General features: G+C 30.1%; 18 protein-coding genes. 7 read left to right on the top strand and 11 right to left on the bottom strand.

Annotated features, from left to right (window positions below; all coding sequences use genetic code 11):
• Positions 1-840, top strand: a complete 840-nt coding sequence (locus RAM17_RS01620; RefSeq protein ID WP_110448795.1) for a PRD domain-containing protein — start codon at positions 1-3, stop codon at positions 838-840.
• A 703-nt stretch (positions 841-1,543) separates the two neighbouring features.
• On the opposite strand, the gene RAM17_RS01625 is transcribed toward RAM17_RS01620, so the two are convergent.
• The 5 genes from RAM17_RS01625 to RAM17_RS01645 all read right to left on the bottom strand — a co-directional run bounded on the left by RAM17_RS01625 (position 1,544) and on the right by RAM17_RS01645 (position 5,113).
• Complete coding sequence (locus tag RAM17_RS01625; protein WP_110448794.1) at positions 1,544-2,086, bottom strand: D-lyxose/D-mannose family sugar isomerase; 543 nt, start codon at positions 2,084-2,086, stop codon at positions 1,544-1,546.
• Between the two features lie 98 nt (positions 2,087-2,184).
• Positions 2,185-3,279, bottom strand: coding sequence for a PTS fructose transporter subunit IIC (locus RAM17_RS01630; RefSeq protein ID WP_086364193.1), 1,095 nt, complete (start codon positions 3,277-3,279; stop codon positions 2,185-2,187).
• Positions 3,280-3,299: 20 nt separating this feature from the next.
• Positions 3,300-3,611 (bottom strand): PTS fructose transporter subunit IIB, encoded by a 312-nt coding sequence (locus tag RAM17_RS01635; RefSeq protein ID WP_086364192.1) that lies wholly within the window; start codon positions 3,609-3,611, stop codon positions 3,300-3,302.
• Positions 3,612-3,658: 47 nt separating this feature from the next.
• Positions 3,659-4,114, bottom strand: coding sequence for a PTS sugar transporter subunit IIA (locus RAM17_RS01640; protein ID WP_110448793.1), 456 nt, complete (start codon positions 4,112-4,114; stop codon positions 3,659-3,661).
• Between the two features lie 126 nt (positions 4,115-4,240).
• The gene (locus tag RAM17_RS01645) at positions 4,241-5,113 is read right to left on the bottom strand and encodes a ketose-bisphosphate aldolase (RefSeq protein ID WP_110448792.1); all 873 of its coding nucleotides are present in this window, start codon (positions 5,111-5,113) and stop codon (positions 4,241-4,243) included.
• A 183-nt stretch (positions 5,114-5,296) separates the two neighbouring features.
• Here RAM17_RS01645 and RAM17_RS01650 point away from each other — a divergent pair, with 183 nt between their 5' ends.
• The 6 genes from RAM17_RS01650 (at position 5,297) to RAM17_RS01675 (ending at position 11,308) form a co-directional block, all read left to right on the top strand.
• Entirely contained in the window at positions 5,297-6,061 is a 765-nt protein-coding gene (locus RAM17_RS01650) for a DeoR/GlpR family DNA-binding transcription regulator (protein WP_181414714.1), read from the top strand.
• Between the two features lie 17 nt (positions 6,062-6,078).
• Positions 6,079-6,975 carry a DUF4432 family protein gene (locus RAM17_RS01655; protein WP_306240530.1) on the top strand — a complete coding sequence of 299 codons (897 nt, stop codon included), beginning with the start codon at positions 6,079-6,081 and terminating at the stop codon, positions 6,973-6,975.
• A 206-nt stretch (positions 6,976-7,181) separates the two neighbouring features.
• Positions 7,182-8,051: a fructokinase ScrK gene (scrK, locus tag RAM17_RS01660; RefSeq protein ID WP_110448789.1), complete on the top strand. Its 870-nt coding sequence runs from the start codon at positions 7,182-7,184 to the stop codon at positions 8,049-8,051.
• Positions 8,052-8,378: 327 nt separating this feature from the next.
• On the top strand, positions 8,379-9,326 hold the full coding sequence (locus RAM17_RS01665) for a hypothetical protein (protein ID WP_198201531.1): 948 nt from the start codon (positions 8,379-8,381) through the stop codon (positions 9,324-9,326).
• The gene (locus RAM17_RS01670; RefSeq protein WP_110448787.1) at positions 9,326-10,357 is read left to right on the top strand and encodes an Eco57I restriction-modification methylase domain-containing protein; all 1,032 of its coding nucleotides are present in this window, start codon (positions 9,326-9,328) and stop codon (positions 10,355-10,357) included. Before RAM17_RS01665 ends, RAM17_RS01670 begins: the two co-directional genes overlap by 1 nt.
• A 15-nt stretch (positions 10,358-10,372) precedes the next feature.
• Positions 10,373-11,308 (top strand): hypothetical protein, encoded by a 936-nt coding sequence (locus RAM17_RS01675; protein ID WP_110448786.1) that lies wholly within the window; start codon positions 10,373-10,375, stop codon positions 11,306-11,308.
• Positions 11,309-12,107: 799 nt separating this feature from the next.
• Here RAM17_RS01675 and RAM17_RS01680 read toward each other — a convergent pair.
• From RAM17_RS01680 to RAM17_RS01705, 6 genes are all read right to left on the bottom strand, one after another.
• Positions 12,108-13,952, bottom strand: a complete 1,845-nt coding sequence (locus RAM17_RS01680) for an Eco57I restriction-modification methylase domain-containing protein (protein ID WP_110448785.1) — start codon at positions 13,950-13,952, stop codon at positions 12,108-12,110.
• Between the two features lie 135 nt (positions 13,953-14,087).
• Positions 14,088-14,693, bottom strand: coding sequence for an HNH endonuclease (locus RAM17_RS01685; protein ID WP_110448784.1), 606 nt, complete (start codon positions 14,691-14,693; stop codon positions 14,088-14,090).
• A 3-nt stretch (positions 14,694-14,696) separates the two neighbouring features.
• Entirely contained in the window at positions 14,697-15,341 is a 645-nt protein-coding gene (locus tag RAM17_RS01690) for a hypothetical protein (protein ID WP_110448783.1), read from the bottom strand.
• The gene (locus RAM17_RS01695) at positions 15,338-17,569 is read right to left on the bottom strand and encodes a sensor histidine kinase (RefSeq protein WP_306240536.1); all 2,232 of its coding nucleotides are present in this window, start codon (positions 17,567-17,569) and stop codon (positions 15,338-15,340) included. The genes RAM17_RS01690 and RAM17_RS01695 overlap by 4 nt, the downstream gene beginning before the upstream one ends.
• 449 nt (positions 17,570-18,018) lie before the next feature.
• Entirely contained in the window at positions 18,019-18,696 is a 678-nt protein-coding gene (locus RAM17_RS01700; protein ID WP_110448781.1) for an antirestriction protein ArdA, read from the bottom strand.
• A gap of 72 nt (positions 18,697-18,768) precedes the next feature.
• A complete protein-coding gene (locus RAM17_RS01705) occupies positions 18,769-20,016 on the bottom strand; it encodes a tyrosine-type recombinase/integrase (protein ID WP_110448780.1) in 1,248 nt (415 codons plus the stop codon).
• Positions 20,017-20,036 lie beyond the last annotated feature (20 nt).

Below are 20,036 nucleotides of genomic sequence, written 5' to 3' on the forward strand. Positions count from 1 at the left end.
ATGATAACATTTAAAGTTGATAAAATTTTAAATAACAGCCTAGTATTATCCAAAAATAGTGATAATAACGAGGTGATCCTGATGGGAAAAGGGATCGGTTTTAATGCTAAAGTTGGTGATCTGCTTGATGCTGAGCAGATTGAGAAATGTTTTGTTTTACAACAAATAACAGATATTCAAGGTTATCTTAACTTAATTGAATCATTACCTGATGATTACATCGAGTTAACGAGATTTTTGTTAGACTATGCGAACAAAACATTACAAACGACTTTTAGAGAAACACTCTTTTTTACCTTATTAGATCACCTCAATTATGCTATTGAAAGATATTATTCAGGAGTGGTTATTCAAAATCGCTTGTTATACGAAGTGAAAAGCTTTTATCCTAAAGAGTTTGAAGTTGCAAAGTATGGCATAACCTATATAAACCAACGTCTTAATATTAGTTTACCTGAGGAGGAAGCAGGTAACATAGCCTTTCATTTAGTTAACGGCCAATCACATCAACAAACTATGCAGCATACGTTATTGTCCGTTAAAATGTTGAAGGATATATTCAATATTATTCAATTTAATTTTGCAATTCGAATAGATAAACAATCGTTAAATTATTCACGTTTTTTAACTCATATGCAGTTTTTTATTCAGCGTATTTTTGAGCAGAAGCAGCTACAATCTGATAATGATTTTGTTTTTCAACAGGTGATTAGGCAATATCCAGATGAGTTTAAATGTGCAAATATCATTAAAAAATATTTAATTAATCAGCTCAATATCACGATTTCAAATGAAGAAATCCTCTATTTAATACTACATATCATTCGTATTGTACATTAAATCAAGCAAACAAAAGTCAGCATTGATGTTTATATCGATAATTAATACCAAAATAGAAGATTATTGCAAATTGTGTAACTTTATCATTTGCTTTTAATATTCGATGGTTAATTATTCATTTGGATCTGTTTCAATATTCTGCAAATATGAAACAATCGGTAAATCAGCTTCAGCCCAATCAAGATGATTTAGTTCATTAATATCTAGCCAACAAATTTTATTATGTTCTAAACATATTGGATCATCAATTAGCTGACAAAGAAAATTTATTGAAAAATAGCTTTAAAAATGTTTTTCAATACTATCAAAGGATAAATAGCTATTTGCCTTTCGAATAATAATTAAAGAAGTTTTTTAAACAGTTTAAACAGGCTACCAAGAGGATAACGTTTTAACTTGATTAGATTTTACAGATAGAATGTTGTTAATATGATTTATCGGCGGTTATTTTTTTAATACAGCAGTACTTTTAATGCGAATTGCTGGTCTTTTGTTTTTAGATTGATTGCTTAGTGTCATTGTTAATAGTCAGATTTAGTTAGTAGCGAATGTTATTAATTTGTTGGTTACCTGGTGTGTATAGGGTTTATTTAATCTTATTTTCACGGATAATTAGGATAAATAAACCCTTTATTATGGTTGTTCTTAGGTTGCTTTATAGCACGGTAAAATTTAAGTTATTATCATGACAAGTTCATTTCACTTATGTGATTTGGTCTTGGCAAACTCTATTGATATTTGGGTTGGTAAAAATATCAAATTCATCATAACTGGTTGATGAGAATTCACTTATTACAGCACCTTCAGGCCCAGCTTTAAACCAATGTTTAATATTGGGGTCGATGGTATATTGCTCACCGGGGAGTAATTCAATCTCTTGGCGAGCAGTATAGTATTGTTGATTACCACCCTGTGGTAAAGTACAAGATATACTGCCCTTATTTTCACCTTCAACATATAAATATACTTTACCCCATCGACAACGAAATGTTTCTTGTTTTCCTCTGCTGTTGTTGATGTCAGGATGTCGATGTTCAGGGCAGGTTTGGTTAGGTAGTAATACCATTTCTTTGGCACAATATCGGTCAGTATTAATATAAATAATTAAATTTAAACCTTCATTTTCAATATTATTTAAACCGAAATCAGCAAACTCAATATTATTTAACTCTTGTTCAGTTAGAATAAGTTGAGATTTTTTATATAACTCTTTGACATTATTCTTATAATCTTCACTAACTAACATAGTACACCTCATATAACTAAAACTAAGTCTATATTTAGTATTTAGATGGTTATGGTTTAATCGATAATGACCTCCATAACCATCCAATTTTTATAGACTTAGCTGATTTTGATTGAATCTAAGTCAATATCTTTCTCGTCATCAATAGTGAGTTCATTGTTATCATCTAGATTGACTCGTTTTTTCAGTACAAATAATATAATTGCGGTAGCAAGTGAGCCAGCCATTAAGGCAATAAACCATTGGATAGGATTGACCATTGTCACCATTGCAAATAGCCCACCAGCAGGTGCTGGTGTAGCACTACCACATGCCATACTAATTGCACCACCAACAGCACCACCGACACCAGTTGCTACTAAACATCTGAGTAAGTCATTAAAGATAATCGGATAACAACCTTCTGTGATTTGGCAGACTCCCATTGGAAATGCTGCTTTTAATGTTTCAACTTCATTGTTGGTATAAATATTTTTAGAAAATATTTTTTGCATAAAGTAAGCGATTGTCATTCCAAAAGGCGTTACCATTGAGGCTAAAATCATAACTGCCATTGGTTCATAACCATTTGGACCTAATGAAAGTAAAAACATGACCACGGTTTTATTGATTGGGCCACCATAATCAATTCCTGAAAGAACACCAATAATTAATCCATATACAATTTTTTCACTCGTATTAAGATTTTTTAAGTAGTCCATAAGTAATTCAGTGAATGCAGCAATTGGGGTGCCGACAACGTAGTACATTATGAGACCCATGGCAAACGCCGATAATAAAGGAATAATTAAAACCGGTCTTAGCCCTTCCGCCCAATGTGGTACTTTAATTTTTTCTCTGAGAAGTAAAGCAATATAACCAGCAATATAGCCACCGATAAAACCACCGATAAAGCCTGCGCCGATATTAATCGCAATTAGTCCAGTCAAAAAACCGGGAGCAATACCTGGTTTATCAGCGATTGAATAAGATATACCCGTAGATATCACCACCGGTAACATTCCAAGAACCAGAACCCCCATAGTTGAAAGCGCATCAACTAATCGGAAATCATCATGGAAACTATTCATTACTTGCCCACCAAATAAACTACCTATAGCGAGACAAAAACCAGCACTGACAACAATGGGTATTAAATATGATATAGCTGTTAGAGCATGACGCTTTAACTCTATTAATTTGAACATCTTCATGTGCAACCTCACCTGTAAGATTATTGAGAAATAGCTTCTTCGATCTTCTTAATTAATTTATTGGGGGACTTTATGGCAATTTCTGTGGGGACCTCAATGATTTTTTTGTTGGCAAATCGTTCTCTTCCAGATACTTTTACATCAATAGCTAATATAACAATATCAGCACTTTCAATTAACTCATCGGGAATTTCATCTTGTACACCTATCGTACCTTGAGTTTCAATATGTATGTTATGCCCAGCATTTTTGGCGGCAGTGATTAATTTTTCCTTTGCAATATAAGTATGTGCAATTCCTGCGGTACAGGCAGCGATTCCAATAATATTCATAGCCTTTGTCCTATTTTTATTACAATTCCTTGTTGATAAATTTGTTATTAGTAACTAGTGAAAATTTGTTTAATTTCCTGACTATCATTTGCTTCTAACAATCTATCAATAACATCATCATTACCAAGTTTACCGGCTAGTTGTGCTAACAACATGAGATGTTCATTAGCACCGTCATTATTAGCGCTGACCGAAAATAAAAATATTAATTTAACTCCTTTATCATCAAGAGTTTCCCATTCAATTTCTTGGTTGAATTTCCCGATAGCAATACCATTTCGTAGTACGCTATCGCTTTGACCATGAGGAATTGCAATATAATTACCTATACCTGTTGCTCCCAATGATTCTCTATAATAGATATCTTCCAGAAATGAATTAATATCATTAATATAGCCAGCATTAAGTAGTTTCTCTGATAAAATCAGTAATGCTTCATTTTTATTTTTTGCATCAATATTTGTGGCAATGACTTGTTCATCTAAAATTTTATTTAATGACATAAACTCTTCCTCTTATTAAATGTAATAATCCGTTGCTTGTTGCCGGTCGATAATTAACCGGCTTTTAGCTTACATTTATTAATATGAACAAGCATTTAGCTATTTGTTCTTATGTAGTCTTAAAACTTATCGATAATATAATGATGCTTTATTATCTGCTTTAAATAATTTAATTTTTTGCTCTGCTACTTTTTGCGTTTCTAGCACGCAAGGAGGGAATAAAACATTAGGCTCTCTAATCTCGTTATTGCCTCCATTTAACATCTCGCGTAATTTGTTAGCAAAACAGATTTTTATATCACTAGAGATGTTTATTTTGGCAATTCCTAAATCTAGCGAAGCAGCAAGTTCATCATCCGCATTACTAGAACCCCCATGAAGTACTAATGGGATTGAAACCAGCTTATAAATTTCTTCTAGAATATCTAAACGTAATTTAGGAACTAAGTGTTTTGGATAAATACCATGTGATGTACCAATGGCTACCGCAAGAGAATCAATTTTTGTTTCTTCAACAAATTCTTTGGCTTTTAATGGATCGGTGTAAATAATTTCACTTGCTCCCCCTTCAACGGTGGATCCAGTATCGCCAATGGTACCTAACTCTGCTTCCACTGACACACCAACGCTATGTGCTAGTTTTACGACTTCTTTAGTAATTCTAATATTTTCATCAAATGGTTGATGTGAACTGTCAATCATTACTGATGTGAAGCCTAATTGAATGGCATGTGCAACTTGTTGCATGTTGGCACCATGATCTAAGTGAATACAAACGGGTATTTTACTGTGGTTACATTCATAAATAACTTGACTGATAAAACTGTCTTTTAAGAAAGCAAGCTCATCGGGGTGAATTGCCATCATAAATGGTGCGTTTAAACGTTCTGCTGTTTCCATTACGGCAGTCAGTAATTGTCCGCTACCAGCATTGAACGCAGGGACGGAAAATTTATTTTTTCTTGCTATATCTAGCATTTCTTTACCAGTGATTAACATGAGCTGCTCCTTAAATTTGCTGTTATTAATACTTTCCTTTACTTTCTTTTCTTTTATTATTTTATCTTTTCTTATTTGTGTCAATTATTTTTTTTATTTTCTTTTTGTTATTTGTTTTTTTGTTTTATTTTAATTTGTTTTTTGTGTATTATGCAGATAAATCAAAATATAAGGTGGCTAATTATGTTTGCTGAAGAAAGACAACAGATTATTTTAAAGAAAGTAATAGAAAATAAATCGATTACTGTTAAAGAGTTAGCAGAGTTATTAGATGTATCAATGCCTACAGTGCGTAGTGATATTGATATAATTTGTGCAAATTATCCAGATATAGAGCGAACGCATGGTGGGATTGTGTTATCGAATAAATTTATACATCAAACCCCTTATGATGAAAGAAAAGCACTTAATCTAAAAGAAAAACAGAGCATTGCTAGTTTGGCTATATCTTTAATTAAACACAAAGATACAATACTGATTGATTCTAGTTCAACTAGTAATGAAATTGCGAATAAATTAGTCAATATTGATATTAAAATTACTATTATTACTACGGGTATCAATATTGCTGTTAAGCTAAAAGAAAACCCGAATTTGACGGTTATTATCATTGGCGGAGTTTTAAAACCAAAATCAAATACCATACAAAACTCTTTTGATGATAGCGTTATTAATGCTTTTAATATTGATAAGTTTTTCTTTTCAGCATCAGGTGTTTCACTAAAAAACGGGTTCTCTGATTATAATTACAATGAAGTTGTCGACAAAAAAAGATTTTTAGCTAAATGCCAACAATCTATTGCACTAATTGACTCAACCAAATTCAATATTGATTCAAAATCCAGTTTCGCACAATTAAAAGAAGTGGATTATTTAATAACAACTCAAACTGTTGATAAAAAGGATATTGAGCGATATAAAAGGTCGATAAAAGTTCTAACTGCTTGATGATAAAGGGGCCTATTATGAGTTGGTTTAAAAATATGACGGCTAAAGAGTTGCTACAGTATGTTGGTGATATTAAACAAATTGCTGGGGCAACGAGTTCCATTTTAAATGATGGCCCTGGTTTTAATTCTCGTATTTGTGAGGTTAATACCGCAGCAGGGTTAAGTTTTACTGTATTACCTGATCGAGGAATGGATATTTCAGCATGTCGTTATAAAGGCATACCCATTGCGCCAATATCAAAAGTAGGGATCAGAAATCCAGAAAGCGTGAATAATAGTGGATATGAGTTTTTAAAAAATTTTCATTGTGGTTTATTAACTACTTGTGGATTAACGCATATTGGTCCGCCATCGGCTATTAATGGTTTACATGGCCCATTTTCTAATTTACGTACAGAAAATTTTTCTATTAATGAATTTTGGGATGATGATGATTATATTATTCAGTTGAAGGGTAAAATACGTCAAGCTGTGTTTTTTTCTGAAAATATTCAATTACAAAGAACAATAACTACTTCATTAAAATCTTCATCTTTTACTATCACTGACACAATCACTAACCAAGCATTTAGGCATGAAAATATTCAACTTTTATATCATATTAACTTTGGTTATCCACTATTATCACCAGATACGACAATAAAGCTACCCACAGTAACCACGTTACCCCGAGATGAAGTCGCAGATAAGGGGTTGGCGCATTTTCTTGATGTATTACCGCCTCAAGCTATTTTCGATGAGCAGGTCTATTTTCATCGACCAAAACCAGAAAAAAAATGCCGTTTTAGGGTTGAAAATAAAACTATTGGTATTGCGCTGGACTGTCAATATGACTCAACTGAGCTCCCTTATCTGACACAGTGGAATCAATTTGGTCAAAATGAATATGTTCTCGGTATTGAACCTGGTTAGGATGGCCAATGAATAAGCCAGAGGGGGGATTGATTTTAGCACCATTAGAGAGTTTTACGACGTCGCTGCATTTTGATTTAAGTAATATATAATAAACAAAAATACTGTAAGGCATTTTAATAATTACTAGGATGAAAAATTTACATTTCAATTTGGTTAGTAGATAACCCTAATTGACTGTAATGAATAATATTTAATGGAGATAAATAATGAAACGATATGGTAGTGTTGAGGCGGGAGGAACAAAGTTTATTTGTGCTGTTGGCAATGAAAATAATGAAATAATTATTAGCGAAACTATTCCAACCACAACTTATGCAGAAACGATAAAAAAGGTCATTCTGTTTTTTAAACAAAATAGTGTTGATGCTTTAGCAATAGGCAGTTTTGGGCCGGTAGATCTTGATATTTCTAGTGACCAGTATGGATGCATACTGAATACTCCAAAACAAGGTTGGACTAATGTAAATATTGTTTTACCAATACAGAAAGAACTCAATATACCTATCTTTTTTACAACGGATGTTAACTCAAGCGCTTATGGTGAAATGTATTTAAACTCATGTAATAATTTGGTTTATTACACAATTGGCACTGGAATTGGAGGAAGCGCTATTCAAAATGGCGTATTTATAGGTGGCGTCGGTCACCCAGAAATGGGGCATCAATTAATAAAAAAACATTCGTTAGATGTCAATTTTAAAGGTGTTTGTCCATTACATGGTGATTGTTTAGAAGGGCTAGCATCAGGGCCAAGTATTGAAGCAAGAACGGGTAAAAAAGGCCAAGAATTGGATGCTAGTTCAGATGTTTGGGATATTCAAGCATACTATATTGCCCAAGCTATTTTAAATGCGACCTTAGTGATTAGACCTGAGTTAGTCATTGTTGGTGGTGGTGTGATGAGCCAAAATCATATGCTAGAACGAATAAAAACGCATTTTAAAAGATTATTAAATAATTATGTCACCATTGAAAATATTGATAAATATATAAAAACCCCGTCAGTTGAAAATAATGGTAGTGCAACAATTGGTAATTTTTTACTCGCCAAAAACTTATTAATTAAAAATTAATTTATTCGCATTATATATAATTAGGTTGTTATTTCTTCAGGAATAACAACCAACTAAGTAATATTGTCATCTTCTCCTTTAATTATCCACCTTCACTAGGCCACGACAAGCAATGTTATTAGATAAATTAGCTTTAAATGATTATACTGGTGAATTATACGCATCCTTAAATTGAGTATTTATAAACTTAGTTTAAATGAAATATTGTATGCTAAAACATGGAGCATTTGAGGAAATTACAGCAACAATCTGATTTATTTATAGGATCTATTACTGTAACTATTATCAACATATCTAAAATTTATATCTTTGGATGAAACGAGTTGTATGCCAAACAGAATAATTAATCCCAATAATAAGTTATATAAGGATGAGCAATTGAATCGTGACTATCCGGTTACGGATATTTCAGAAAACAACATAAGAGAACAAATGCCTGAAATATTCAACATATTATTAATTGATAGAACGACATCTACAGCTGATGAGATAAATAATATTATTTGGGCCAATGATAATTATAGCCAATATAACCATACAGCCTATTCACCATCTGCTCAGATAAGACCTGAGTTAATCACAGGTAACATGGCAAAAATCATCATGCCTCGGGCGTTAAAACCGCGAGAGCAGCAAAAAGAACGAACTAAATCAAAAGCGGAAGTATTTACACCAATTTGGGTTGTGCAAAAACAAAATGATATTCTTGAGAAAGAATACGCTAATGATGATTTGGATACTTATATTAAGCGAAAATGGTTAGAAATATCATGTGGTGAAGCGCCGTATATGGTTACTCGCTATGATATGAATTCTGGGCAAATGATACCACTGCAAAAAAGAGTAGGTTTTGTTGATAGGAAACTAAAACGTATCAATGCTGAAATAAATGATAAAAAAGAATGGCAAAGATTCGCTATCAAAGCTTATCAAGCCAGTTATGGCTTTGAATGGAATGGCGACTCGCTTTTATTAGCTCGAGAGAATTTATTTTACACATGTTGTGATTATTATTTTGCTAAGTGGCAAGAAGAACCATTATATGAATTTTTGAAAAATGTGGCTGAAGTGATTAGCTATAATTTATTCCAGATGGATGCTTTACAACAGATTATTCCTTTGTCAGAACAACAAGCCTCATTGTGTGACAATCAGTTAACTTCTTTTAGTCAAGAAAACAATGCACAACAATTGCTTAAAAACCACGGTAAGCGTGTAAAAATTATGAATTGGGATATAGGGGAAATGATTTTTTTTGGCGAAGGAGATAGATAATGAAATTCGATGTGGTTGTCGGTAATCCTCCCTATCAAGATATGAATGTCGGCGAAAATAATCAAGCTGTTCCTATATATCATTATTTTTATGATTTAGCTGAAAAGGTCGCAAGTAAATACACGTTGATTTCGCCGGCTCGATTCTTGGCAAATCAAGGGGCAACACCGAAAAAGTGGAATCAGAAAATGCTGACTGACAAACATATCAATATTGAATATTTCAATGCTAAAAGTGATGAAGTTTTCCCAAATGTTGATATTAAAGGCGGTATCGTAATTATTTTTAAAGATAAAAATAAAATTTTTGGTGAAATTGATACTTTTATTCCTTTCAAGGAATTGCGATCTATATTTCATAAAGTTAAATCAATAACTAAAGAAAATATGAGTAATTTTGTGTATAGCCCCGATAGTTATCGATTTACAGATTGTTTGTTTATTGAAAATCCTTATTTGATTGGCCGAACGGATAAGGCTCATGCAAAAGCTGTCGCCTCTAGTGTATTTAGTCGCTATCCAGAAATATTTTTTACCACCAAGCCAGATGATGGCGAGGATTATATTCAAATCTACGGTCGCACAAAAGGTGCCCGTATATATTATTGGTTGAAAAGAAAATATATTGCTAATCATGCTAATTTAGATAAATGGAAAGTTTTTGTGCCAGGTGCTAATGGAACAGGGGCGTTTGGAGAGATATTGAGTACACCAGTTGTTGGATCTCCCGCAATCGGACATAACCAAACATTTGTCAGTCTAGGAGAATTTGATACTGAGTTTGAAGCTGAAGCATTACTTAAATACCTTAAGTCAAAATTTGCTCGTTCAATGCTAGGTATTATGAAAACAACCCAGAATAATCAATCAAAGATCACATGGTCAAAAGTTCCGCTGCAAAATTTTACTAAAAATTCAGATATAGATTGGAGTAGATCTATTTCAGATGTCGATCAGCAACTTTATATTAAATATAGTTTAGCTGAAAACGAAATTAACTTTATTGAAAGTAAGGTTAACCCCATGAACTAACTAAGTAAATTTGCAATGGTTAATATAATAGAAACCAATCGATTTAAATTTTTTAATGTTGATGAAAATATTGTTATTTTTACTTATCAGGATGATTTAGAAAAATTAAACTTAAATTTAGAGAAAATTGCTAAAAACACGCAAAATACTTGGCAACCAAACAGAAATCAAAAAGAGATAGATAAAAATACCCTACAAGGGAAAATTGTTGAGGAGTTATTTATTGATTTGATTGAGTACCAAAATTGTCAAAATGATAATATGAGACAATTATCATATACGGCTTATGACCAATTTAGGACTGATTTATTTAAAAAACATGCTCCTTTTGATGGTCTTATCTATGAAAAAAATAATCCCAATATCGCACTTGTTAAGCAAAAAATAACGGAAACAATTCTTGCCAGCCATTATGGTATGTTAACTGATGATACTATTGAGTTTTGCCGAGCAAATAACGTTTATTTGGTAGAGATAAAGTCATCAAAGATCCCTAATAATATCTATTTATCAAAAAGTTGTAATTTACGAAAATATACTTCTCATCAAGCATTAATTAATCGTCTTAGACAACTAGATCTATTTAAATATCCTAAGTTCAATAGAAAAAATGGTGATATTATTCATAACACTTGCGATTATTTAGCTTGGATTAAAAATAATATTATTTCTATGTCACAAAAATCAGACAGTGAAATAATCGATGCCGAAATAAATTCGTCTTTAGATATATACACCAGAATTTTTATCAATGACAAAGTAACAACAGATGATGGCAAAAAAGTCTTTATCGGTTATCTATTGGGATATGTTTTAGGGTATCAGTTTTATGAAAATCTTAAAATTATGAACTTTGCTTCTAAAAAATCTAGCAAAGCGATTTATGTCACTTATCCAATCTCAAATACAACAAGTTTTAACCGCTTATTTGATGATAAAAGGCTGTGGTAAATACAACAAATTATAGTCAAAATCCCTAAAATTTTGATGTCATGTTACTTATGATACCGTTTGAATCCTTAACGTCTCGACAATGAAAACAGAGTAATAGAATTAACTACATATGCATCAATATTGCCTATTATTTATATCACTACAATCTTATTGGATTTAACTTTTTAGTTAATAGTGTTAAATAATCACTATTGTTGATTATTTAGTCAGTTAGAAACCTCAATGCTTATCGTCAAGATTATAAGCGTCTTGATAAAGTTTTAACTGATTAAATTGGTTAACAATATTTATAGATACACGTCATTATCGAACCAAATGTATCCGGGGTTGTATCCGATTTTGCACTTGATATGGGGTAATCTCAGTTGACATCGGTTGACAAAGAAAATCGCTTGAAAGGTAGCTTGGAAAAGGCTTTAGACATAAAAAAAACTGCTAGAAGCAGGTCTTAAAATTTGGTGATTGGTGCCCGGACGCGGAATCGAAGATACAGCTTAAAGTATTGGTATTATTGGGTTGGGGGATGTATCCGTGTTTTTATCCATGATTATACTTATTTGCTTTAATTCACACTTCATCCATCACTTTTATGATTATTAAATAGTTACTAATTATAATGTCAGTTATATTCTAAGGGTACATACTTTTTGATATAAAATATAATGTAAATTTGTTTATTAGCACAAGTTAATGCTTATAATTGGCACAGATTTAGTACCATAGCATGCCATATAACACAGCTTAGTCTTCAGGAATTATTTACTAGTTTTTGTCTTATTCTTAACTAATTTAATTATTAGAGTTGAATACCGTATTTATTTTCAATAAATAGATCTAACTTTTTTTGATTCTTTTCTTTTAAAATATAATTAATTTCTTCATCTGAGAAATTGTAGATTCCAAAATTATTAATATAGTTTCCATTTAATGAATAATAATCAGAAGAATAGGGTTTACTTGTTGTTTTGATATAGTACCAAAATAGTCTTGATTCGATAATACGTTTTATAAGTAACAGTTCTTTTTTAGTATGTCCGACTATTGCTATTCCATTATAGAATAAAAGATCTTTATCGGTTGAGATAATACTGCTTGGTGTCTTATTAGACATTTTAGGGAGGAATAATTTATTACCAATTACATTTAGTGACTGTGTTCTACCAAACGCAAACCAATCCTCATATTTACCTGAACCTTTATCTCTTTTAGCAAGAATATCTTTTTTACTCAAAAGGTATCGATAAGCTTCTGGATATTTTGTCTTCAATATACTTTCTTTAATTAATTTTGCACTAGAGTGTGTATCTCTATTATAGGGAAATATTATTTTTTCTTCTAAGTCTTTTAATGAATATGAGCTACTTAATTTATTTGAATTAATAATACTTTTACATAATTCTTTTTCTATTTTGTAATCTTTATCTTTATTAAAATAATAATATTTTTCATCTTCATAAATTGGTTTAAATATATATATATCATTTTTTAATGTTGCTAAACCATGACTAGTTTTATATTTTTCACCAAAAGGGCTTCCTATTTCTTCAATCTTAGAGATTATATCTGTATCTTTCAAATTCCATCCTTTTTTAGAATTTAAGAGAGAGTATTTTATTTTATTGAATTGTTTTTTATCATTTAAATTATTACTTTCTGATTTGTAATATTCTAAATAGCTAGAAATTTTATTTTTAATAAAACATATACATGTATAAGTATTTCTAGATCGAAAAATTTGTTCACAGCCAAAATCAATAATTTGAAAGTTCAATTGTTTATTTTGGAAATATTCACGTAATGCACGCCCATTCAAACTTTTGAAAAAAGTATTCATTGTTATATAACCAAGAATGCCTTCTGATGCTAAATTTTCGATCGCAATTTGAAAGAAAGGTATATATAAATCAGAATTTCCTGTGGAGCTTACTGACCAGTTTTTTAATAATTTTTTAGTTTCAATATTTAAGTTACGGGCACAAACATAGGGGGGATTTCCTAAAATAATATTAAAACCAGAAAAATCACTAATATAGTCATTCCAATTAAATATTAATGCATCACCAACAAATAAATTAAATTTGAATTCAGGTATATCTTCACCATTTATTAATGCTAAAAGAGAAAGTAATAATTTTGTTCTTTGTATTGAATATTCTTGAATATCTAAACCAAAAATATTTTTTTCAAAAATATTTTTATAGGTTTCATTAGTTAATTTTTTTAAATTTTGTGCTGCATTAAACAAAAAACCTCCACAACCACAAGATATATCAGCTATTTTTATAGTGGAAATATCTTTTCTTTTTTTAAGGACTGTATTGGTAATGTATGTTCGAATATTTTTGGGTGTATATACTGCACCGTTAACAATTCTATCTGAAGGAGATATGACATATTCAAAAAGCTTGATTAGTTCTTCAAAATTAAATTCATGAATTTCATTATTAATTAAATCTAGGAAAGTATTAAATAATTTATTATTTGTTTTTTTCATTGATGTAATTAAATAGGATTTTATTAATTTATTATTTTTTAGTGAAATATTATTTTTATAAATGAATGCTGAGATGATTAGTTGATCAACCTCAAAAGGTTTCGTTATTTTATTATGTTTGAAATATGTGATTACTTTATTTTTCATGAGTAAATTAATAATTAAAATATATTTATGAAATAAAATATTACTAGTATGTTATAAAACAATAACTTTTTTTCAAAAAATTTTCATAAGTTATCTATGTACTAAATAATAGTTTATCGCAATTATTGTATCCATTTATAGTTGTTCTTTGTGTTCTTTTAAAGTAGAAAAGCTTTTATTAAGTTTCTTTGATATAATATAGAATTCCTTAAAGGATTCATTATCCATTTGTTGTTCTATTTTTTTTTCTAAGACAATTAGTTTTTCCTGTAATTGTTCTACTAACCATATTATATCTATCGGCCGTACATTAAATTTAAAATGTGAAACCATATAATTACCAACTTCAGTATTAGCGATAATACTTCCATTTTCATCTCTGGATAAATGAACATCATAATCAGACGATGCTGGATCTACATATCCTTGTATATTATTGTGATGCGATGTGAATGATTTTGATGGCCAATCATTCGATTTGTTTCTGTTACAAACTGAACAAGAATAAACTAGATTTTCATATTTATAGGTTAACTCATCTTTACCATTTTCTTTACAGAAAGATAGAGGTATAAAATGATCTATTTGGCTTTGGCAAGATATATATTCGAAGTTCTTACCACAATACCCACAAATATTTTTAAAGTCTTCAATTAATATAGATCTATAATTTCTATAATCTTTCAGTAAAGAATAATTAGTTCTTCTTGTTATTATTCTATTTCCATGAACTCTTGCCATAATTTATTTTTTTATCAGATTTTTTTCGATTTTGCTTAGAATAAATAGCATATCTTGTATATTTCTTTTTGTATCTTTGTATAACAATATATCTGGAATGTCATCAACGTAATTATAAGCTCTTAAAACTCTATATAATGAGTAAAATCTAAATTCTTCATCAGCTGTTATTTCATTTTTTGAATATTTCGAATATAAAATGTTATATTCTTCTAAGGATAGTGTTAATCGTTTTATAAAACATTCTGCACCATTTTCTATAAATTTTACGAATTCTATAAATTCTTGTGAGTCACTTTCTTTAAGAATAATATTTTTATCTCTAATATATATGCTTGGAACAAGCTTTTCACTAATTCCATTTTCAACATAATTGGTAAATAAAATACAAGGAAAAGATGGTAGGATTTCGTTTAATTCTTTAATAATTTTGGTGCCTAAATTTTTAGAAGGGAAATTCATAAGATCATAATCGACTAATAAACATAATAATTGTTTTGATAGAATAAAATTAATTACTATTTCAATATTAGTTATATTGTTAATATCTTCTAATGTAATAAGTTCAATATTATTTTTCTTAAAACTTCTATGCATATTTTGTTGAATATCACTATAATCATCATCCAAGAAACCCAGCTTTATCATATTTCTCTTCCTTTAAAATAAATCTCAATTATAAAACCATCGTTGCTTGTTTTGTTTTTCGATAGATCAACGTACCCTTTATATTCGGAAATTATATTTTTTACTATCCACAATCCTAAGCCAGTTCCTATAATTTCATCATTAGCATCTCTTTTATCTGTTACTCCATATTCCAAAATTTTATCAGGATTTTTTTTAAAACTTTCAAGTAATCCAGAACCATTATCTTTGTATTTAATGAAATTATATTCACCATTATTACCTATTTTAATATTGATTTCTTTGTTACTAATATTATTTGTTTTAAACATAAATACACTATTAGTGATTAGATTATTTATAATACTCTCGAAATCATATGAAAAACATCTAATCTCAATTTCTTGATTTGGATCAAATATAAATTCAATATTCTTATTGATATTTTTCCATGTTGTAATCGACGAATTAATAATTTGGCTTAGCTTTAGTAATTTCATTTTTCTTTTGTCTTTTTTTATAGATTCTAATGAAACGCTAAACCAAGAGTTAAAACTTTCATGTAATGGTCTTATTTTGGCTAATTCTTTTAAAGCATTCTCAACATCATTGTCTTCTTTTAATAATTCATAAGCTTCTTTTACTCCCAAATTAAGTTTCATTGTCAAAGTTTTTATTTCATGAATATATGTATTTACCACTATTCCTGTTGTAGCCAGAGCTCTTAGGAGCCCCATTTCTTCTTCAAGTTCTATTATTTTTTCAGATTGATAATCTAAGGCTTCTTTTACCTGTTTTGCATCTATTTTCGGTGATTCATTTTGTGATTTATTTTGAAAAGTTTGTTCTATTTCATCTTTTAATCTATTTAATTTTTTTCCACGCTCATTAATATTTTCATCACGAATATTGAGTTTTCTAATAACATATTGTCTATCTTCTTCAATAAATTTAATTATAGAAATAATGAACTCTTTGAAGATTATAAATTCAGGTGTTTCAATTATCCCTTCTCTACTAGATTTATCAGGTAAATTTTTATTTTCTCTTGAAAGGTAAATTTGACCACTAATTTGATTATTGTGAACTTTCCATGAACCTGATTTATGCGATGGTGATGCCGGTGAGCGAGCTCTACGAGCTGATAAATCTAACCAATCGAATTCAGGGGAACCTTTGAATCCATAAGGTCGAACAATAAAATTATCTCTATATATTTTTATTCCTGTAATATCTTTTAGATCTCCTTTTCTTCTAGAAAAGTCCTTATAAAAATATTTTGCTTCGTTTTTATCTTGCGTAACTATTTTATAAAAATATATTTCACCTGTTATTTTTCCCAAATCATAATTTTTCTGTGTTCTGGGAAGTAACTCTTTTATATTAGTGTTAATTAATTTAGGTATACCCTTGAAATAATTTAAATCATCTTTATTGAATTTAGCTTCATCACTAATTTCTTTTAAATTTGCACCAAAATCAAATTCATTACGGTAAAGTGTAATGTCACAATTTCCATTTGTTTCAAGTTCGAAAAACACCTTATAATCATATGAATCAATAAAAGCTGAATCTATTTTGGCTTTTTCTTTAATTGTATCTTCCTTAAATAAGTATATTTGAAATCCATGGGTATTTGGTGGTAAAAGTTTAGAAAGGGAAAGAATAATTTTATCAATTAGTGCATTGGACCAATTATCTCTAAGTTGTGTTAATTTAAAACAAGTTCCTTTGCCAGATAATTTTTCCTTAATTAAGTCAATGACATTTTTATTTAATATTGAAGAGCAAAATTCAAAGTGAGATGTTTTAACATATTCGATATCAGCATAAACATCAGTTATCTTATCAATAGAAGAAAAAAGATCCCAATTAATTGACCAAATAAAGTTGCTAGAATCACCTATACTATGCATAGTGCAACTACTTGCTATCCTATCAAGAGCAAAACGTCCGATTCCTTTTTCGCCTGTTTGAATTCGACCACAATTAGTAACATAATTAGTAATTTTTGATGAGTAACCTATTGTCATCCAATGAGCAGTTAAAATTTGTGGTGTCATTCCAACCCCATTATCCATTATCCATAAACTTTGAGTAGACTCTTCATAGTAAATTATGCAAATTGGTGCATCAGCATCATATGAATTTTTAACTAATTCACTGATGGCACCTTCTAGATTAGATATATTTTCTCGACCAATTAGTCTTGCTGTTTTTGCACTTACATTAAATGGTATTTTAGGCATAAAAGATCTCGTATTTAGAAAAATACTAAAAAAATTTTTCAGCTATTTTCATTCTATGGAAACTCATCTAAAGTTTATTTTATTTTTAAATAGATAGGAAGCATCAATTTCTATATTTATAAATATGGGAATTAATATTTAATTAATTATTTTATGTAATAAAATATCTAACTTTATTTTTATTAGGATCAAAATAATATTCCCTATATGTTTCATGGGGGATCATTAACATAATTTGGGCAGAATAAATGATAAAAGTTTTGATATACTTCCATTGTTTAATATGTCAACTAAAGGAAAAAGTCCAATTTCTTTTCATTATCTACGTTAGTTTGTGGTGACAATTTTTCCAGTTTTATATACTTGTTATAAATTAAAGCTAAACTCAAAAATATAATCATTAATAATTACCCTAATAAAGCTTTAAATAAGCTTTATTAGGGTATTAACTAATCATCAAAATCATTTGGTTCTGTCAAAACACAATACTCTTCAGGAATACTTTCACCATCGTAATCGGAACTAAAAGTTTCACCTGTATAATAGATGTAATTACCAGAATAAAATGTGCCATTTTGTTCGAGCGTAATATCATGACCGTAGCGTTCATAATCAAAGTAGTTACTTAAATTGCCTAGCTCTTTTAAACTATAACAGCCACTTTCTGCAATCCAATAAAAACCTAAATCATATTCATCAGAAATATTGGACAAGGATTGAAAGCAATCTAAGTTATCAGATAAATTAATTAAGTCAGTAATAGAATTAACATAGTCTCCAACATCAATAACTGCTTCATAAATTTCCATTTCATCATGACTTAATTCGTCAAGTTTACAGGCTAAATAGTTTAATTCATCAAGATTACTATGTTCTGATATATAATTTGATACACCATAGACAGTCGATTCATAATCTGTTAAGAAATACTCATCATAGTTAATACCATCAATTCCAATTCTTTGAAAGCATTGTTTTACTTGTTCAGATGTTGTTGGCAAGGCAAGCCATTCGCCCACTAACTCACCTTCGTTATATTTTCCTAAATTGGTTACAAATACTGAGATCGTACCCGAACCCACCGCAGTGGATTCAGGGTATGACGATACATTCGGTAATGTTTGCATAAACATCTCCTTAAATTTTTAGATATTAAAATAATTGATTTTTGAAAAGAGAATTAAATAGTAGAGTGCTTTTTAAGCAGTTTTGAATTCATAAGGCATGACATATTCAGTTCGGATTGAATCTAAGTAATCAGCCCACCACTGAACCATTTTTGTTCGTTCAATAATGTGCTGTGCTTTATGAATATAAGCAGCCCTTACACCATTACGTTCTTGATGACTCATCTGGCGTTCCACAGCATCTCGTGACCAGAGATTAGATTCAACCAAAGCACTACAGGCCATTGTTCTAAACCCATGCCCACAAAGTTCTGTTTTGGTATCATAGCCAATAGAACGTAATGCTTTGTTTATTGTGTTTTCGCTCATTGGCTTTCTTGCTGAGTGATCCCCAATAAATACTAGTTCGTACATGCCACTAATTTCATGAATCTGTTTTAAGATTTCAATTGCTTGATCACTTAGTGGAATTAAATGAGGTGTTCTCATTTTGGAACCTCGTTGAGAATGAGGTACACCATCAATTTCTTCCCTTTCAGCAGGAATAGTCCAAATCTTTTTATCGAAATCAATTTCTAACCAACGAGCAAACCGTAGCTCACTAGAACGAATAAATATAAGTAGAGAGAGTTTTATTGCTAATTTGGTTAACTCTCGTCCTTTAAAATTATCAATGCGTTCTAAAAGTTCAGGTATTTTTTCGAGTTCAAGTGCAGGCCGATGATTCACTTTTACTTTACTCACTACCCCTTTTAGATCTTGAGCAGGATTATAAGAGATGTAACCATTTTGCACTGCATAGCGCATTATTGCTGAAGTACGTTGCTGTAATCGGCTAGCGACTTCAAACCGACCATTTTCTTCAACAGCTTTAATTGGAACAATTAACTGACGGGTAGTTAATGCTGAAATAGAATAAGCTCCAATTTTAGGAAATAAATACAATTCTAATGTTCGTAGTACTTTTGCTCTATGTGGCTCAGACCAAGTTTTGTTATTGCTACACCATTTACGTGCAACTTGCTCAAAAGTAACTTGTATTTCATCTTCAAACTGTTTTGCTTTCTTTTCTACCTGCGGGTCAATATTTCTAGCTAGTAATGATTTGGCTTCATTTCGTATCTTTCTAGCTTCGCTTAATAAAACATTAGGATATTGGCCTATAGACATTAATTTTTCTTTACCATTGAAATAATAGCGAAAACGCCAATATTTAGAACCATTTGAATGAACAAGTAAGAATAAACCATCACCATCAGAAAGTTTATATTGTTTATTGTATGGTTTGGCGGATTTGATTTTTAAATCTGTCAAGGACATAACGAATTCCTCAATTATAA

The sequence above is a fragment of the Gilliamella apis genome, from assembly GCF_030758615.1.
In the GTDB taxonomy this organism is placed as follows: domain Bacteria; phylum Pseudomonadota; class Gammaproteobacteria; order Enterobacterales; family Orbaceae; genus Gilliamella; species Gilliamella apis_A.

What these genes read in the sequence shown, in the direction of transcription:
- RAM17_RS01670 (WP_110448787.1), top strand. Translation starts at nt 9,326, where the DNA reads ATGAAATTCGATGTGGTTGTCGGTAATCCTCCCTATCAAGATATGAAT.
- RAM17_RS01640 (WP_110448793.1), bottom strand. Translation starts at nt 4,114, where the DNA reads ATGTCATTAAATAAAATTTTAGATGAACAAGTCATTGCCACAAATATT.
- RAM17_RS01675 (WP_110448786.1), top strand. Translation starts at nt 10,373, where the DNA reads ATGGTTAATATAATAGAAACCAATCGATTTAAATTTTTTAATGTTGAT.
- RAM17_RS01620 (WP_110448795.1), top strand. Translation starts at nt 1, where the DNA reads ATGATAACATTTAAAGTTGATAAAATTTTAAATAACAGCCTAGTATTA.
- RAM17_RS01650 (WP_181414714.1), top strand. Translation starts at nt 5,297, where the DNA reads ATGTTTGCTGAAGAAAGACAACAGATTATTTTAAAGAAAGTAATAGAA.
- RAM17_RS01700 (WP_110448781.1), bottom strand. Translation starts at nt 18,696, where the DNA reads ATGCAAACATTACCGAATGTATCGTCATACCCTGAATCCACTGCGGTG.
- RAM17_RS01685 (WP_110448784.1), bottom strand. Translation starts at nt 14,693, where the DNA reads ATGGCAAGAGTTCATGGAAATAGAATAATAACAAGAAGAACTAATTAT.
- RAM17_RS01630 (WP_086364193.1), bottom strand. Translation starts at nt 3,279, where the DNA reads ATGAAGATGTTCAAATTAATAGAGTTAAAGCGTCATGCTCTAACAGCT.
- RAM17_RS01645 (WP_110448792.1), bottom strand. Translation starts at nt 5,113, where the DNA reads ATGTTAATCACTGGTAAAGAAATGCTAGATATAGCAAGAAAAAATAAA.
- RAM17_RS01635 (WP_086364192.1), bottom strand. Translation starts at nt 3,611, where the DNA reads ATGAATATTATTGGAATCGCTGCCTGTACCGCAGGAATTGCACATACT.
- RAM17_RS01680 (WP_110448785.1), bottom strand. Translation starts at nt 13,952, where the DNA reads ATGAAAAATAAAGTAATCACATATTTCAAACATAATAAAATAACGAAA.
- RAM17_RS01655 (WP_306240530.1), top strand. Translation starts at nt 6,079, where the DNA reads ATGAGTTGGTTTAAAAATATGACGGCTAAAGAGTTGCTACAGTATGTT.
- RAM17_RS01665 (WP_198201531.1), top strand. Translation starts at nt 8,379, where the DNA reads ATGCCAAACAGAATAATTAATCCCAATAATAAGTTATATAAGGATGAG.
- RAM17_RS01625 (WP_110448794.1), bottom strand. Translation starts at nt 2,086, where the DNA reads ATGTTAGTTAGTGAAGATTATAAGAATAATGTCAAAGAGTTATATAAA.
- RAM17_RS01695 (WP_306240536.1), bottom strand. Translation starts at nt 17,569, where the DNA reads ATGCCTAAAATACCATTTAATGTAAGTGCAAAAACAGCAAGACTAATT.
- RAM17_RS01690 (WP_110448783.1), bottom strand. Translation starts at nt 15,341, where the DNA reads ATGATAAAGCTGGGTTTCTTGGATGATGATTATAGTGATATTCAACAA.
- RAM17_RS01705 (WP_110448780.1), bottom strand. Translation starts at nt 20,016, where the DNA reads ATGTCCTTGACAGATTTAAAAATCAAATCCGCCAAACCATACAATAAA.